The organism is Photobacterium kishitanii (genome assembly GCF_000613045.3).
In the GTDB taxonomy this organism is placed as follows: Bacteria; Pseudomonadota; Gammaproteobacteria; order Enterobacterales; family Vibrionaceae; genus Photobacterium; species Photobacterium kishitanii.
Genome location: NZ_LN794352.1, coordinates 3,252,078 through 3,266,430, shown reverse-complemented (window position 1 = coordinate 3,266,430; position 14,353 = coordinate 3,252,078). Strand labels below are relative to the sequence as shown.

General features: G+C 42.5%; 13 protein-coding genes. 7 read left to right on the top strand and 6 right to left on the bottom strand.

Annotation, left to right across the window (positions count from 1 at the left end):
* Window positions 1-272: 272 nt before the first annotated feature.
* Complete coding sequence (locus tag PPBDW_RS15100; RefSeq protein ID WP_036788453.1) at window positions 273-2,831, top strand: class I adenylate cyclase; 2,559 nt, start codon at window positions 273-275, stop codon at window positions 2,829-2,831.
* Between the two features lie 81 nt (window positions 2,832-2,912).
* Here PPBDW_RS15100 and cyaY read toward each other — a convergent pair whose 3' ends face one another.
* A complete protein-coding gene (cyaY, locus tag PPBDW_RS15095; RefSeq protein WP_036788451.1) occupies window positions 2,913-3,224 on the bottom strand; it encodes an iron donor protein CyaY in 312 nt (103 codons plus the stop codon).
* A 78-nt stretch (window positions 3,225-3,302) separates the two neighbouring features.
* On the opposite strand from cyaY, the gene lptM reads away from it, so the two are divergent.
* The 5 genes from lptM (at window position 3,303) to yigB (ending at window position 7,329) form a co-directional block, all read left to right on the top strand.
* The gene (lptM, locus tag PPBDW_RS15090; protein WP_080888926.1) at window positions 3,303-3,419 is read left to right on the top strand and encodes an LPS translocon maturation chaperone LptM; all 117 of its coding nucleotides are present in this window, start codon (window positions 3,303-3,305) and stop codon (window positions 3,417-3,419) included.
* A 67-nt stretch (window positions 3,420-3,486) separates the two neighbouring features.
* Window positions 3,487-4,737: a diaminopimelate decarboxylase gene (gene lysA / locus PPBDW_RS15085; protein WP_036788449.1), complete on the top strand. Its 1,251-nt coding sequence runs from the start codon at window positions 3,487-3,489 to the stop codon at window positions 4,735-4,737.
* A gap of 38 nt (window positions 4,738-4,775) precedes the next feature.
* A complete protein-coding gene (gene dapF, locus PPBDW_RS15080; protein ID WP_036788448.1) occupies window positions 4,776-5,606 on the top strand; it encodes a diaminopimelate epimerase in 831 nt (276 codons plus the stop codon).
* Window positions 5,607-5,643: 37 nt separating this feature from the next.
* Window positions 5,644-6,567 carry a tyrosine recombinase XerC gene (xerC, locus tag PPBDW_RS15075; RefSeq protein WP_036788446.1) on the top strand — a complete coding sequence of 308 codons (924 nt, stop codon included), beginning with the start codon at window positions 5,644-5,646 and terminating at the stop codon, window positions 6,565-6,567.
* 33 nt (window positions 6,568-6,600) lie between these two features.
* On the top strand, window positions 6,601-7,329 hold the full coding sequence (gene yigB / locus PPBDW_RS15070) for a 5-amino-6-(5-phospho-D-ribitylamino)uracil phosphatase YigB (protein ID WP_036788444.1): 729 nt from the start codon (window positions 6,601-6,603) through the stop codon (window positions 7,327-7,329).
* Between the two features lie 55 nt (window positions 7,330-7,384).
* Here yigB and PPBDW_RS15065 read toward each other — a convergent pair whose 3' ends face one another.
* The 4 genes from PPBDW_RS15065 to PPBDW_RS15050 are packed head-to-tail and all read right to left on the bottom strand — an operon-like array spanning window position 7,385 to window position 9,754.
* Window positions 7,385-7,840: a DoxX family protein gene (locus tag PPBDW_RS15065; protein ID WP_036788441.1), complete on the bottom strand. Its 456-nt coding sequence runs from the start codon at window positions 7,838-7,840 to the stop codon at window positions 7,385-7,387.
* A complete protein-coding gene (locus tag PPBDW_RS15060) occupies window positions 7,833-8,636 on the bottom strand; it encodes an HvfC/BufC N-terminal domain-containing protein (RefSeq protein ID WP_036788438.1) in 804 nt (267 codons plus the stop codon). The genes PPBDW_RS15065 and PPBDW_RS15060 overlap by 8 nt, the downstream gene beginning before the upstream one ends.
* Window positions 8,611-9,474 (bottom strand): MNIO family bufferin maturase, encoded by an 864-nt coding sequence (bufB, locus tag PPBDW_RS15055; RefSeq protein WP_036788436.1) that lies wholly within the window; start codon window positions 9,472-9,474, stop codon window positions 8,611-8,613. The genes PPBDW_RS15060 and bufB overlap by 26 nt, the downstream gene beginning before the upstream one ends.
* A gap of 4 nt (window positions 9,475-9,478) precedes the next feature.
* On the bottom strand, window positions 9,479-9,754 hold the full coding sequence (locus tag PPBDW_RS15050) for a BufA1 family periplasmic bufferin-type metallophore (protein ID WP_036788514.1): 276 nt from the start codon (window positions 9,752-9,754) through the stop codon (window positions 9,479-9,481).
* Window positions 9,755-10,001: 247 nt separating this feature from the next.
* Between PPBDW_RS15050 and uvrD the strand changes: the two genes are divergently transcribed.
* Window positions 10,002-12,173 carry a DNA helicase II gene (uvrD, locus tag PPBDW_RS15045; RefSeq protein WP_036788434.1) on the top strand — a complete coding sequence of 724 codons (2,172 nt, stop codon included), beginning with the start codon at window positions 10,002-10,004 and terminating at the stop codon, window positions 12,171-12,173.
* Between the two features lie 83 nt (window positions 12,174-12,256).
* Here uvrD and ggt read toward each other — a convergent pair whose 3' ends face one another.
* Window positions 12,257-13,981, bottom strand: coding sequence for a gamma-glutamyltransferase (gene ggt, locus PPBDW_RS15040; protein ID WP_054262116.1), 1,725 nt, complete (start codon window positions 13,979-13,981; stop codon window positions 12,257-12,259).
* Window positions 13,982-14,353 lie beyond the last annotated feature (372 nt).

The window sequence follows — 14,353 nt, the reverse complement described above, 5'->3', positions numbered from 1 at the left end:
CTACAATATAAAATGTGATATTTATCGCAATAAGTCGTTGATCAATTTCTAGTTACAGCACGATTAGTTGTTATTAGTTATGACCGCGATTTAGAGTCTGATAATCACGGATGAATCATAGGCAGTTGTTACTGGGCAAGCTTGGCATTATCTTTACCGTAGGTATTAAAAATGATACATTGATCACGTTTCTTTCTCATTTTGAATAAAATTTACGCTATTAATGTCAAACTGCGGGCCGCACTAACACTGCTAGCTCTTGGAAGAGTAATTTGCAAAATTATATCAAGACGCTAAAAGGTAGACTGGATTCGTTGACTGAGCTTCGCATTGAACGTGCACGCTTAGCAATGAATGAGCCGTCAATACAGGTTTTCGATCTGTTACCTGTCTTATTACATTATAACCACCCAGCTTTACCAGGATATCTTGATCAACAAGTGCCCCAGGGAATCGCGAATTTTATCGTTACCGAGGTACAACAGCAATTTGTTAATGATTGCGCTCGTGCTGCGATAATGCCGATTGATCCACTCTTGGTTGCTGATACTGACTGCCCAATTACTGGTCTTTACGCCATGGGTAGCACTTCTTCTATGGGACAAAGTCTCACCAGTGATCTTGATATTTGGGTTTGTATTCCAACCTCATTAAATCGTCATTGCCGTGAAGCATTAGATCGTAAATGTAGCTTAGTTTCTCAATGGGCGATGGAACAAGGGGTTGAAGCTAACTTCTTTTTGATCGATGAAAACCGTTTCCGCGACAATTTCTCTGAAGCCATGACCGGTGAAAACTGTGGCTCAAGTCAACATTTACTGTTACTCGATGAATTCTATCGTTCGGCAGTGTGTTTAGCAGGATTACCCTTATTATGGTTTATGGTGCCGCCAGAAATGGAAGAGTGCTATGACCAATATATCGATGATTTAGTTGCTAAAGGTTATATTCAACGCGACCAATGGATTGATTTTGGTGGCTTGATGCGTATTCCTGCAGAAGAATATTTCGGTTCCAGTTTATGGCAGTTATACAAAAGTATCGATTCTCCTTATAAATCGGTATTAAAAGCGATCCTGCTTGAAGCCTATTCATGGGAATATCCTCACACTCAATTATTAAGTCTTGATGGTAAGCGCCGCTTCTTTGCTGAAGATCGCAGTGAATATTGCATGGATGCTTACTATTTAATGCTTGAAAAAGTGACCCGTTATTTAGAGCGTATTGATGATCATCGCCGTTTAGATTTAGTGCGGCGCTGTTTCTATCTTAAAACTCATGAGAAATTAACCCGTAAACCAGCATCGGGTTCAGTGGTTTGGCGTCGACGCGCACTGCAACATTTAACTGAGCAATGGCAATGGTCAACAGAGGTTATTGCTGAGCTTGATAATCGCCGTAATTGGAAAGTTGCCCAAGTTAAGCAAGCCCATAATGAGTTGCTTGATGCGTTGATGCTCAGTTACCGAAATTTAATTCGTTTTGCGCGTCGTAATGATATTACCTCGGCAATTAGCCCCGAAGATATCAGTATTCTGGCGCGTAAATTATATGCTGCGTTTGAGGTGCTTCCCGGTAAAGTGACATTATTAAATCCGCAAATATCACCGGATTTACACGAGCCTGATCTGACTTTTATTCAAGTACCAGAAGGGCGAACGAATACCGCGGGTTGGTATTTATATAAACAACCTATTGAAGCGAAATATATTTTAGGTCAGCCACCGTTAGAGCATAACCGTTACTTATCAAAGTTAGTTGCGTGGAGTTATTTTAATGGTTTGTTGACCGAATCGACCCATTTACATACCGTGGTTCGTAATGCTGATATGGATTTAGATAAGCTTTATCAACTGGTGAGTGATATTCGCAATACTTTTCCTATTCGTCGTCCGCATCCCGGTTTGCAAGCGTTATCAAGTCCGTGTGAAATTCGCCAATTAGGGTTATTTGTTAATTTAGAAAATGATCCTACCACTGAGCTAAAAAATCGCTCGGTTCGATTTGATTTTAAAACCACCGATATTTTCAGTTATGGCCCTGAGCAAAAGTGTCTCGTTGGCAGTGTTGATTTAGTTTATCGTAATTCGTGGAATGAAGTACGAACACTCAATTTTAGTGGCAATTATGCCATGCTCGATGCTCTGAAAACGATGTTGGGTAAAATGCACCACGATGCTATTCCACCAGAAGCGATTGATGTGTTTTGTTACAGCAAACATATGCGCGGTTTAATTCGTAATGTGGTGTATCAGTTGGTGGCTGAGTGTATTGAAATGCGGTTAAAACCGGTCGAAGAAGAAAAGCGACGTCGTTTTAAAGCGGTCCATATAGCTGATGAAACTTACGGGCTGTTTTTTGAACGACGTGGGGTTTCGGTACAGCGGCTTGAAAACTCAGTTGATTTTTACAGTTGTATTTCTTCAAATAAAGTCAGTGATATTCCGAAGGTTGTGATGGGCAAAACTGATGAACCGCATCCACCTGAAATTGTTGATGCCTACGCCAGTGAAGGTTTGATTCAGTTCTTTTTTGAAGATTGTGACCAAGGTTTCAATATCTATATTCTCGATGAAACCAATCAAATGGAAGTCTATCGTCAGTGCAACGGTAATAAAGATGAAATGGTTCATGGCGTAAACCGTTTTTATACTTCATCGCAAGATCGTTTTAGTTATAGTGCTAATTTTATCAATTTTAATTTACCTCAGTTTTACGATATTGCTCATAATGACAAAGGTGAATTACAAGTATTACCGTTTAAAAGTGGTCAAGTAACTCGTCGTAATGATAAGACGACAGCGATAAACAACGGTATTAATCTTAATTAATACTATTGATAATGGTGAACTTAGAAAAAAGCCTTCACAAAATGAAGGCTTTTTTTATAACTGCAATATGTAAGCTTGGTATTACCAAGTTACATTTTCACCTGCATGTAAGCTGCACTCTTGTTTAAGTAGCGCAAATAATTCTTTATCGCTACGAGTACAACGCCATTCGCTACCAGTGTATTTAAAATGGTAACCACCTGATTTTGAAGCTAACCATAGCTCGTGTAGTGGCTCTTGGCGATTAATAACAATCTGGCTGCGGTTTGCAAACTCTAATGTCAGCACGTTGCCTGTGGTTTCTGGCTCAATATCAACACCGGATTCATCGATGCCTTCTTCGATCTGCATTAGTGCCAGATCGGCCAGTTGGTGAAATTCAGTATCATTCATCCTATTGCGTCCTATTGCATTTCTTGTTCTTGGTGCGATTATAGAGGTCATTGGAATGATAATCACTGGCTTTGAATTATGCATAAAGGTTTATTAGCAATTTTGGTCTTCGGATCGTTAATTTTAACTGGCTGTGGCCAAAGTGGCCCACTGTACATGCCAAAAGATGCACCACAACACCATCAACCACAATAATAAGCTAGTTGCGCTGATGATTGAGTCGCAGCTTAACAGTCAACAAGACAGGGAAGGATAGCAAGCATTGGATTATTTTAATTACCAGCAAGACGGACAACTATGGGCTGAAGAGGTGGCATTGGCAGAGTTAGCGGCCCAGTATGGCACGCCACTTTATGTTTACTCGCGAGCAACCTTAGAGCGTCATTGGCATGCGTTTGATCAAGCAGTAGCAACTCAGCCCCATTTAATTTGCTATGCGGTAAAAGCCAACTCTAATCTTGGGGTGCTGAATGTGCTCGCCCGTTTAGGGTCTGGGTTTGATATAGTGTCTCTGGGTGAGTTAGAGCGCGTCTTGGCTGCTGGTGGCGATCCTGCCAAGGTGGTGTTTTCTGGCGTAGGTAAAACGGCACCAGAAATGCGACGTGCGCTTGAGCTGGGAATTAAATGTTTTAATGTTGAGTCTGAGCCTGAGTTAGATCGTTTAAATCATGTCGCGGGTCAACTTGGTAAAATTGCGCCAATTTCATTGCGTATTAACCCTGATGTTGATGCTAATACCCATCCTTATATTTCAACAGGGCTGCGAGATAACAAGTTTGGTATTGCCCGTGAGCGTGCGCTTGAAGTGTATCAGTTAGCTCATCAATTACCGCATCTTAAAGTGGTCGGGATGGATTGTCATATTGGCTCTCAGTTAACGAATGTACAGCCTTTTATTGATGCGACAGAACGTCTACTTGCTTTGATTGATGAGCTGAAATCAGTTGGGATTGAGATTAAACATTTAGATCTCGGTGGTGGTTTAGGGGTGACTTATAACGATGAGCAACCGCCATTACCCGCTGATTATGCGACAGCATTGTTATCCCGCTTAGCGTCTTATCCTGAGTTGGAATTAATTTTTGAACCTGGGCGTGCGATTGCAGCTAATGCTGGGGTGCTGCTGACCAAGGTTGAGTTTTTAAAACACACTGAATATAAAAACTTTGCCATCGTTGATGCAGCGATGAATGATTTAATTCGCCCGACACTTTACTCGGCATGGCAAGATATTATTCCAGTGATCCCGCGTCAGGGTGAAAGGCAGTGTTATGATCTAGTTGGACCTATTTGTGAAACTGGCGATTTCATTGGTAAAGATCGCTATTTATGTTTAGCCGCTGATGACTTACTTGCAGTAAGGTCAGCTGGTGCTTATGGTTTCGTGATGGCGTCTAACTATAATTCCCGTCCTCGAGTTGCTGAGGTGATGGTTGATGGTCAGCAAGCACATTTAGTGCGTGCGCGTGAAACCTTAGAACAACTTTGGCAGCATGAATATCTTGTTGAATGATTGTCGTCGCAACTGAAGCTTAATAATTAAGGAACATCATGCAGATTAACTTTTCCAAAATGCATGGGCTCGGCAATGACTTTGTTGTTGTAGATTGTGTCACGCAAAATGTATTTTTTTCTCCCGATGCGATTCGTCGCTTAGCCGATCGTCATCGCGGGATTGGTTTTGACCAGTTATTAGTGGTTGAACCGCCGTATGATCCTGAAACCGATTTCCACTACCGTATTTTTAATGCTGATGGTAGTGAAGTTGAACAATGTGGTAACGGTGCGCGTTGTTTTGCTCGGTTTGTGTCAATGAAAGGGCTAACCAATAAATACCATATATCCGTTAGTACGAAAGCTGGCAAAATGGTGTTAAAGCTCGAAAATGATGGCCAAGTAACGGTTAATATGGGGGCGCCGAATTTTGAACCGACCAAAATCCCGATGCGGGCTAAGCAAGCAGAGAAAACCTACTTGCTACGGGTTGGTGAACAAACCCTATTTTGTGGTGCGGTCAGTATGGGCAATCCTCATTGTGTCACTATTGTCGATAATATCGATACTGCAGCGGTAGCAACGCTGGGGCCACTGATGGAGTCACACGAACGTTTTCCTGAACGCGTCAATGCTGGCTTTATGGAAGTGGTTGATCGCGGTACGGTAAAATTACGGGTATATGAACGCGGAGCCGGTGAAACACAAGCCTGCGGCAGTGGCGCTTGTGCGGCGGTTGCGATTGGTCGCAGCCAAGGACTATTGGATGAGAATGTCAAAGTCTGTTTACCTGGTGGTGATTTATATATTCGTTGGGCAGGTGAAGGCAAACCCTTATTTATGACCGGCCCTGTAGCCCATGTTTTTGATGGTCAATTTATTCAATAGCGCTAGCTAATAGTTGTCATTGGTATTAATGACGCGAATGATCGAGGTTTATGTGAGTACGCTTCCCCGAAGTTTTGAACAACCCCTAGAGCGTTTTTATGAATATTTGCGTAGTGAACGTGAACTTAGTTTACATACCCAGCAAAATTATAAACGTCAATTAACCTGTATTGCCGAGCAATTACTAGAGCTTGGGGTTGAAAACTGGCAGCAAGTTGATGCTGGCTGGGTACGCCAAATAGCCAGTAAAGGGATGCGTAATGGACTTAAAGCCAGCAGTTTAGCGATGCGGTTATCAGCATTACGGAGCTTTTTTGATTATTTAGTCCATCAGCAAGTGTTACCCGCCAATCCTGCCAAAGGCGTGTCTGCACCACGTAAAGCTCGACCGTTACCGAAAAACCTAGATGTTGATGAAATGAATCAACTGCTAGAGGTTAACGATGATGATCCATTGGCGATTCGTGATCGTGCGATGATGGAATTAATGTATGGCGCAGGTTTACGTTTATCGGAGTTGGTGAACTTAGATGTGCGTGACATTAATTTGAGTAAAGGTGATCTACGCGTTATCGGTAAAGGTGATAAAGAGCGGGTGGTACCGTTTGCAGGTTTAGCCTGTGAGTGGGTGGCGAATTGGCTTAAAGTGCGCGGTAATATCGCTCATGGTGATGAAAAGGGGCTATTTGTCTCTAAACTTGGTCACCGTATTTCAAACCGCAACGTTCAAAAAAGAATGGCGGAATGGGGACAAAAACAAGCGGTATCAAGCCACATTAACCCGCATAAATTACGCCATAGTTTTGCAACGCACATGTTGGAATCAAGTGGCGATTTACGTGCAGTACAAGAATTATTAGGCCACGCTAATTTAACCACTACTCAAATCTATACCCATCTTGATTTTCAGCATTTAGCAAAAGTCTACGATGCTGCTCATCCTCGAGCTAAACGCCGTTAACACGTTATTGAGTGTTAACTAATAGGAACGCCCATGCAATTTTATCGTCACTTAGGCCCGATTAACGCGCTCACGTTTGATCTTGATGACACCCTCTATGATAACCGTCCAGTGATTGTTCGCGCAGAACAAACAATGCTTGATTGGTTAATACAATTATTGCCACGACCGGATATGCTTCGTCGTGATGATTGGTTGCGCTTAAAAAATCAACTTGTAACCGTCGATCCCAGTTTATCTCATGATGTTAGTGAGTGGCGTTATGAAACAATAAAAATTGGGTTGATGCAGTTGGGATGGCGCCTTAAAGAGGCTGAGCTTGCCGCGCGACATGGGCTTGAGTTAGTGTTAGTTGAACGTAATAAGGTTGATGTCCCAGCTGAAACCCATCGAGTATTAGCTTTATTAAGTGCACAACTACCGTTAGTCGGTATCACCAATGGTAATGTCGATCCTCAAAAAATTGGTTTAGCGGGGTATTTTAGTGAGATCTATCATGCTGGGCGCGATGGTTTTGCCAAACCAGAGGCAGATCTGTTTATGAAGGCGATTGGTCATTTAGGGATACCTGCGCACCAGATTTTGCATGTTGGTGATCATCTTCATAGCGATGTTTTTGGTGCTAAAAGGCATGGCTTACAGGCGTGTTGGTATAATGATCAGCATCGACAATTAACGGCAACCAATGTGCGCTGTTTACCGGATGTTGAAATTAATTATTTAGCCGAATTGTTACCTTTAATTGGTTTATCAGCAAACTAGTATATTGCGAGTTATCATCCGTCATCATTGGCATCGATGGATGATAATATTATCTCTATGTGGCGTTTTTATTGCAGCCGCATTGATTTAGCCACTGATCGAGTGATAATTTTCCAGCACCCCAAAATATGGTTACGAGTAACATCATTCCCCATAATTGATGATCATAAAACCCTTGCTGCCATAGTGCTGGGTATGACACCACCGCAATAATATTAAATCCAAATAATAGCAGTGCCATTGGGCGTGAAAATAATCCCAGAGCTAAAAATATTGGTACAATTAATTCAATCGCTGTTCCACTATAAGCGGCTAACTGCCAAGGTAAAATGGGTACCAGATACTCATATTCAAATAAATATAGCGTACTTTCCCAACTGCCATATTTAATGAGTCCTGATTTAAAGAACGCAATTGCCACCCAAACGCGACTAAATAGGAGCAACAGTGGTTGCAGTGGACGTATTAAATGTTCAAAAAAAGGATCGATGGTGCGGATAAAATTAATCATCGCCATTAACCTCGCAAATATCATCAATTAGATGGTGGTGTAATAACTGTGGCAGTAGGGTTAATTGTGAACGAGTATGTGTTGCGATCGGGCGTTGGCATTGGCAGTCTCTCACTAACGCGATTAATTCTGGTGCGCTATCTTGTTGCCAAACTTGCCATTGAAAGTGCTGTAACAGTGCAGTTTGTGGTTGGTTAATATCTAATAGCGCTAATTGTTGCTGCTGGTGGTTATCATTGGTGTGGTTAACGATCTCCCATAGTGACACCACCGCATATTGACTACTAAAAACCCGTGTCGACGTTGGAATATGAAAATAACACTGTTGAAGATTAACACTATTGGTTGGATGTTCGAGTTGGCGTAATTTTTCTAGCGGTAATGTGCCAGCATGGGATGCTAACCGATTAACAATATCTCGCAGCCATTCTAAACGAGCAAGATCGACTAAATAAGGCAAGCTGGCTACTAATGCTGGCTGGGCTGTAATGGTATTTTCAAAGTGATCACCATATGCCGTTACATCGGCTTGCGGTAGCGGCTGGCTAAGAATATGGTGGCGGGCTAATTGCTCAAAATATTGTTCGCCGATCATGGCTTTTACGGTTGGATATGTACTCGCTAATACCTCAGTGAGGCTAATAATAAAATTATTACAGTACAGTTGCAGTCGTTGTTGGGCGCTAAATTGATCACTGTTGACTATCGTCGCCGCATCATGAGGCTGATAATGCAGTGCAGCGGCAAATTGGTGTTGTAGTTGCTGTAAGTTAGGTGCGGTTAATGATGCTGGCATCGGCGCGCTCCTTATCGATAATCGTTTGAGCCTTATTCGCTTCTGCGATTAATATTGCTAGAGGAGGAATATCAGTATCCCACTCAATTAAGGTAGGAATATGACTGCCATGACAGCGGATCCATTGTTGATACAATTGCCATACAGCGGTACTGACGGGTTGACTATGGGTATCAATCCAAATTTCACCTTGAGGTAATTGTTTGCGTATAAAACCTGCGAGGTGTATCTCCTGCACCACGGTTGGATCAATAGCAGCTAAATATGTTTGGCAATCAAAGCGATGGTTAAAACTACTGACATAAATATTATTCAAATCTAATAACAGTCCGCAGCCTGTGCGCTGTTGGACTGCCATTAAAAACTCCCATTCCGGAATTGTTGAGTGTTGAAACTGTAAATAACTGGATGGATTTTCAATTAATAGTTGGCGTTTTAATAGATGCTGGACTTGATCAACCTTAGCGCAGAAATGGGTGAGTGCTTCTTCGGTATAAGGCAGTGGTAATAGATCATTAAAATATTGACCATTAACAGAACTCCAACTGAGATGATCTGAAATTAAAAATGGCTCGGTCTCGGTAATTAATTGCTTGAGTTGCTGTAAATGGTCAGGATTAAGTGGATCTACTGATCCCAATGACAGCCCGATCCCATGGCAGCTAATCGGATAGTGAGGTAGCAATTGGCGCAGTTGGTGGCGTGCTAATGAATCGGGATTGAAATAATTTTCACTGTGAATTTCTAACCAACCAAGTGACGGTTGGGTAGAAATTATCTCAGCGATGTGAGGCGAGCGTAGGCCCACCCCAATCGGCTGCTGGGATGAAAAATCCACTAACTTATGCCTCCTTTGTTGAGCCACCATGGAGACGATCGCACAGTCCTTTAGGCACGACTACAAAGGCATCTTTTTGCGCATCTTCTTTGGCTGAACCAGCGCACGAACTCGTTTTAGTTGCGCAATCATTTTTGCCCGCTTTACTAACGCCATAACATTTTTCTTTCTCCATCTTTTTGCCCATTTCTTCAGCAACAGCTGTTGTTGAGGCAAGTGCTCCTGCTAACGCAATTAATCCGGTCATCGCTGACGCTAAAGCAATATTGGTCTTTTTCATGGTGATTCCTTGATTATGGTTGAGTGTTGATTGGTTGTGGTTAAGCATTTTTTTAGTGGTGTTAATTTGCTCTTGGAATAACAGACAGGGCCAAAGCATAATTTATTTCACTGGGATGTTAATTATTTTAACAATTGTGTTGTGTTTTTGTTTCTGAACTCTGCGAAAATCACTACAAAGATATCGAAGCAATCTTTATTGGGGCTGGTATAATCATCACCATTGTATAAATAACCAGTAGATAGCGATGGACGTTTCACTTCTATTAGATGGCCTCAATGACAAACAACGCGAGGCGGTGGCTGCGCCGTTGGGTAATCACCTAGTATTGGCGGGAGCGGGTAGTGGTAAAACCCGTGTGCTAGTGCATCGTATTGCTTGGTTGTTGGCGGTTGAACAAGCTTCGCCGTATTCCATTATGTCGGTGACATTTACCAATAAAGCAGCTGCCGAAATGCGTGGCCGTATTAATGAATTAATGCATGGCTCTAGTGCTGGAATGTGGAATGGCACTTTCCATGGCTTATGTCATCGCATGTTACGCGCCCACTATTTGGATGCGCGCTTGCCTGAAGATTTTAATATTTTAGATTCTGATGATCAGATGCGGTTATTACGCCGTTTGATTAAAGCGCAGAATTTAGATGAAAAGCATTGGCCAGCCCGTCAAGGTGCTTGGTATATCAATGCTAAAAAAGACGAAGGCTTACGCCCACAGCATGTTGAAACCTATAATGATCCGGTTGAGCAAACTTGGTTGCGAATTTATACCGCTTACCAAGAAGCTTGTGATCGTGCTGGCATGGTCGATTTTGCCGAGCTATTACTGCGTTCGTTTGAATTATTGCGTGATAACAAGCATATTCGCGAGCATTATCAAGCACGCTTTAAACACATTTTGGTGGATGAGTTCCAAGATACCAACAATATTCAATTTGCGTGGCTACGATTAATGGCTGGACCTGATTGCCATGTGATGATTGTCGGTGATGACGACCAATCTATTTACGGTTGGCGTGGCGCTCAAGTTGAAAATATTCAACGTTTTCTTAATGATTTCAGTAACGCATCGTCAATCTTTTTGGAGCAAAACTATCGCTCTACTGCCAATATTCTTAATGCTGCCAATGAGCTTATTGCTAATAATACTGCTCGTATGGGTAAGAATTTATGGACAGAAGATGGCGATGGCGAGCCGATCTCACTGTATTCGGCGTTTAATGAACTTGATGAAGCGCGGTTTGCGGTCGGTAAAATTAAAGAGTGGCGTGAGCAAGGTGGTAGCCTTAGTGATACCGCATTTTTATACCGTAGTAATGCTCAGTCGCGAGTATTAGAAGAAGCATTAATTCAAGCTGGCATGCCATATCGTATTTATGGCGGCATGCGTTTCTTTGAGCGTCAAGAAATTAAAGATGCGTTGTCTTACCTGCGTTTGATTAGCAATCGTAATGATGATGCCTCGTTTGAGCGAGTGGTAAATACTCCGACTCGTGGTTTGGGCGATCGTACCCTCGAAACCATTCGTATAACCGCTCGTGATCGCGGTTTAACGATGTGGCAATCAAGCTTGGCGTTATTAGACGAAAAAGTGCTGGCTGGACGAGCTGCCAATGCTCTACAACGCTTTATTGAGTTGATTAATGCACTTGAAGATGACACCGCTGAACTTGCGATGTATCAACAAACCGATGATGTTATTCGTCATTCAGGTTTGCGGGCAATGTATGAGCAGGAAAAAGGCGAAAAAGCGCAAGCGCGGATTGAAAACTTAGAAGAATTGGTGACAGCAACGCGTCAGTTTGAAATTCCTGAAGAAGCGGCTGAAATGAGCCAATTGTCAGCATTTTTAGCTCATGCCGCATTAGAAGCGGGTGATGGTCAAGCTGACGCCTTTGAAGATGCGGTGCAGTTGATGACAATGCACAGTGCCAAAGGCTTAGAATTTCCGATTGTGTTTATGGTTGGTGTCGAAGAAGGGATGTTCCCAAGCTCGCGTACCATAGAAGAAGCCGATCGGTTAGAAGAAGAGCGTCGGTTATGTTATGTCGGCATGACGCGGGCAATGAAGAAGCTGTATATCACTTATGCTGAAATGCGACGTTTATACGGCAAGGATAATTTCCATAAACCATCACGTTTCATTCGTGAAATTCCTGAGCAATATGTTGAAGAAGTACGCATGAAGGCACAGGTTTCACGTCCTGTGAGTAGTGGTCGTTTTAGCCAAACCCAAGTTAATAATAACTTTAACGAGACCGGTTTTAGTTTGGGGCAGCGAGTGCAACACCCTAAATTTGGTGAAGGAACAATTATCAACTTTGAAGGCAGCGGCGCCCAAAGTCGAGTCCAAGTGGCCTTTAATGGTGAAGGTATTAAGTGGTTAGTAACCCAATACGCTAAGTTAACCGCACTATAATCACCATTGCAGTAATAAGCCCAGTGATTGTTGATTTTTTATAATTAATGCTCGCTGGGCTTTTTTATGGTTTTTAGAGGCTGCTATTGGGCGATCACTTTACCTTCGCGGCGGGGATCAGCAGCACCGGTTAATTGCTTGGGGGCAATCGTGATCGCTTGAATGCCAGAGTTAAGATCTTTTACTGCAGTTTTATAGCCTAATTGTTCAAACTTAGGTGCCCATGCTGTCGCAGCAGTGTGTTGTTCTAACTCAAAGGTACCAAAACGGTTATTAATGTTAGGCAGATTAATTGCTTGCTGTAAATCCATTCCCCAATCAATGTAAGCGACTAAGGTTTTTGCAATATAGCCGATAATTTGACTGCCACCGGGGGAGCCAATGGCTAATACCGGGTGGTTATTGTGCATTACAATTGTCGGTGCCATTGATGAACGGGGACGTTTACCCGGCTCAATACGATTGGCGATGGGTACACCATCAATTTGGCTACGGAATGAAAAATCGGTTAATTCGTTATTCAGTAAGAACCCACCAACCATTAATCGTGAACCAAAACTGTTTTCAATGGTAGAGGTCATAGAGACCACGTTACCTTGGCGATCAACAATCGCAAAATGGGTGGTTGATGGCAATTCGATAGCTTCATCGGTGGTTTGAATACTGGCATGATCCCATGGCGGCAATCCTGGCTCGACGGTGGTTAATCTTTTATTGGTAGCTAATAATTGCGCCCGTTGTTGAATGTAGTCAGGATCGAGTAAACCTTTGGTTGGCATCGGCACATAGTCACTGTCAGCCATATAACGGCCACGATCAGCAAATGCTAAGCGTGAGGCATCGCCAATCAAGCGCCAGCTATTAACATCATTAGCACCCATTTTCGCTAACGGATAATGGTTGAGCATTCCCATAATTTGCCCAAGAGTTAATGCACCAGAGCTTGGTGGTCCCATACCACAAATTTGATATTGGCGATAAGGCGCACATATCGGCTCGCGCTGTTTTACTTTATAACTGGCCAAATCAATATTACTGAGCACACCCGGATTACCAACTGCGTTTTGAACGGTATTAACAATCTCTCGTGCAATATCTCCTTGATAAAATGCCTTTTGACCATAATCAGCAATTTTTCGTAAAGTATCAGCATAAGCTTGATTGATTAATCGTTGCCCGGCCTGAATTGGTTGACCCTGAGCGTTAAAAAAATAGTCTTTGGTTAGTGGCCATCGTTGTAAATGCGTGGCATCTTTAGCGACTAATGCCGCTAAGCGAGGGCTAACAATAAACCCTGCTTTGGCTAATTTTATGGCAGGTTGAAATAGTTGCTTCCACTCTAATTGACCATATTGCTGGTGGCTATTCCACAATAATTTAATCGTGCCAGGGGTACCAACCGAGCGCCCGCCGACAACAGCATCATAAAATGCTAATGGTTGGCCATTTTTATTTTGAAAGAGACGTGGAGTGACCGCAAAAGGTGCCGTTTCTCGACCATCAAAGGTGGTCATTCGCTGATTATCATTATCCCAATAGACTAAAAATCCTCCGCCACCAATGCCTGATGATTGCGGTTCAACTAAGCCTAATACTAATTGGGTTGCCACCATAGCGTCGATTGCGTTACCACCTTGACGCAACATTGCTGCGCCAGCTTCACTGGCATAATGATTGGCAGTGGCAATCATCCATTGTTTGCCGTCCACTAATTGCGATTGCTGTGGCGTGACACTGGCTTCAGGAATGATAGTGTCACTAATTTGTTGGGCTGTAACGGTGAAAATAGGGGCTGCACAACTACACATTGCTAGTAAACGTAATAGTGATGGCGCGATTTTAAGCATAACAGATCCTTGTAATCAGCAACGCAACAGTAGAGAGGCGCTAGGTGGTATTTTAATGTGATTAATGATGGCAGAAAAATCCCCGTATATCTCATTATTTTTAAATATTGTTGACTGTAATATTTGTTGGATATTTGATTTTTAATCCGTTTGAGTCATTTCAAGCTGGTAAGTTGTTAAATGTTATTAATAACTTCAAAATTTAGTCGCGAAAAAGCGGCTTTAAATTATATAGTGTTGAATAATTAACCATCTGATAACAGTGGTGATAGTTGGTGTTTTTTGTTTTATTCCCTTATTAATTATTTGGTTATTATTACTTGAGGGTTGTTG

Coding starts and splice junctions, on each gene's coding strand:
- PPBDW_RS15050 (WP_036788514.1), bottom strand. CDS start 9,754: ATGAAAAAGACCAATATTGCTTTAGCGTCAGCGATGACCGGATTAATT.
- ggt (WP_054262116.1), bottom strand. CDS start 13,981: ATGTGTAGTTGTGCAGCCCCTATTTTCACCGTTACAGCCCAACAAATT.
- lptM (WP_080888926.1), top strand. CDS start 3,303: ATGCATAAAGGTTTATTAGCAATTTTGGTCTTCGGATCGTTAATTTTA.
- PPBDW_RS15065 (WP_036788441.1), bottom strand. CDS start 7,840: ATGATTAATTTTATCCGCACCATCGATCCTTTTTTTGAACATTTAATA.
- uvrD (WP_036788434.1), top strand. CDS start 10,002: ATGGACGTTTCACTTCTATTAGATGGCCTCAATGACAAACAACGCGAG.
- dapF (WP_036788448.1), top strand. CDS start 4,776: ATGCAGATTAACTTTTCCAAAATGCATGGGCTCGGCAATGACTTTGTT.
- PPBDW_RS15060 (WP_036788438.1), bottom strand. CDS start 8,636: ATGCCAGCATCATTAACCGCACCTAACTTACAGCAACTACAACACCAA.
- yigB (WP_036788444.1), top strand. CDS start 6,601: ATGCAATTTTATCGTCACTTAGGCCCGATTAACGCGCTCACGTTTGAT.
- xerC (WP_036788446.1), top strand. CDS start 5,644: ATGATCGAGGTTTATGTGAGTACGCTTCCCCGAAGTTTTGAACAACCC.
- cyaY (WP_036788451.1), bottom strand. CDS start 3,224: ATGAATGATACTGAATTTCACCAACTGGCCGATCTGGCACTAATGCAG.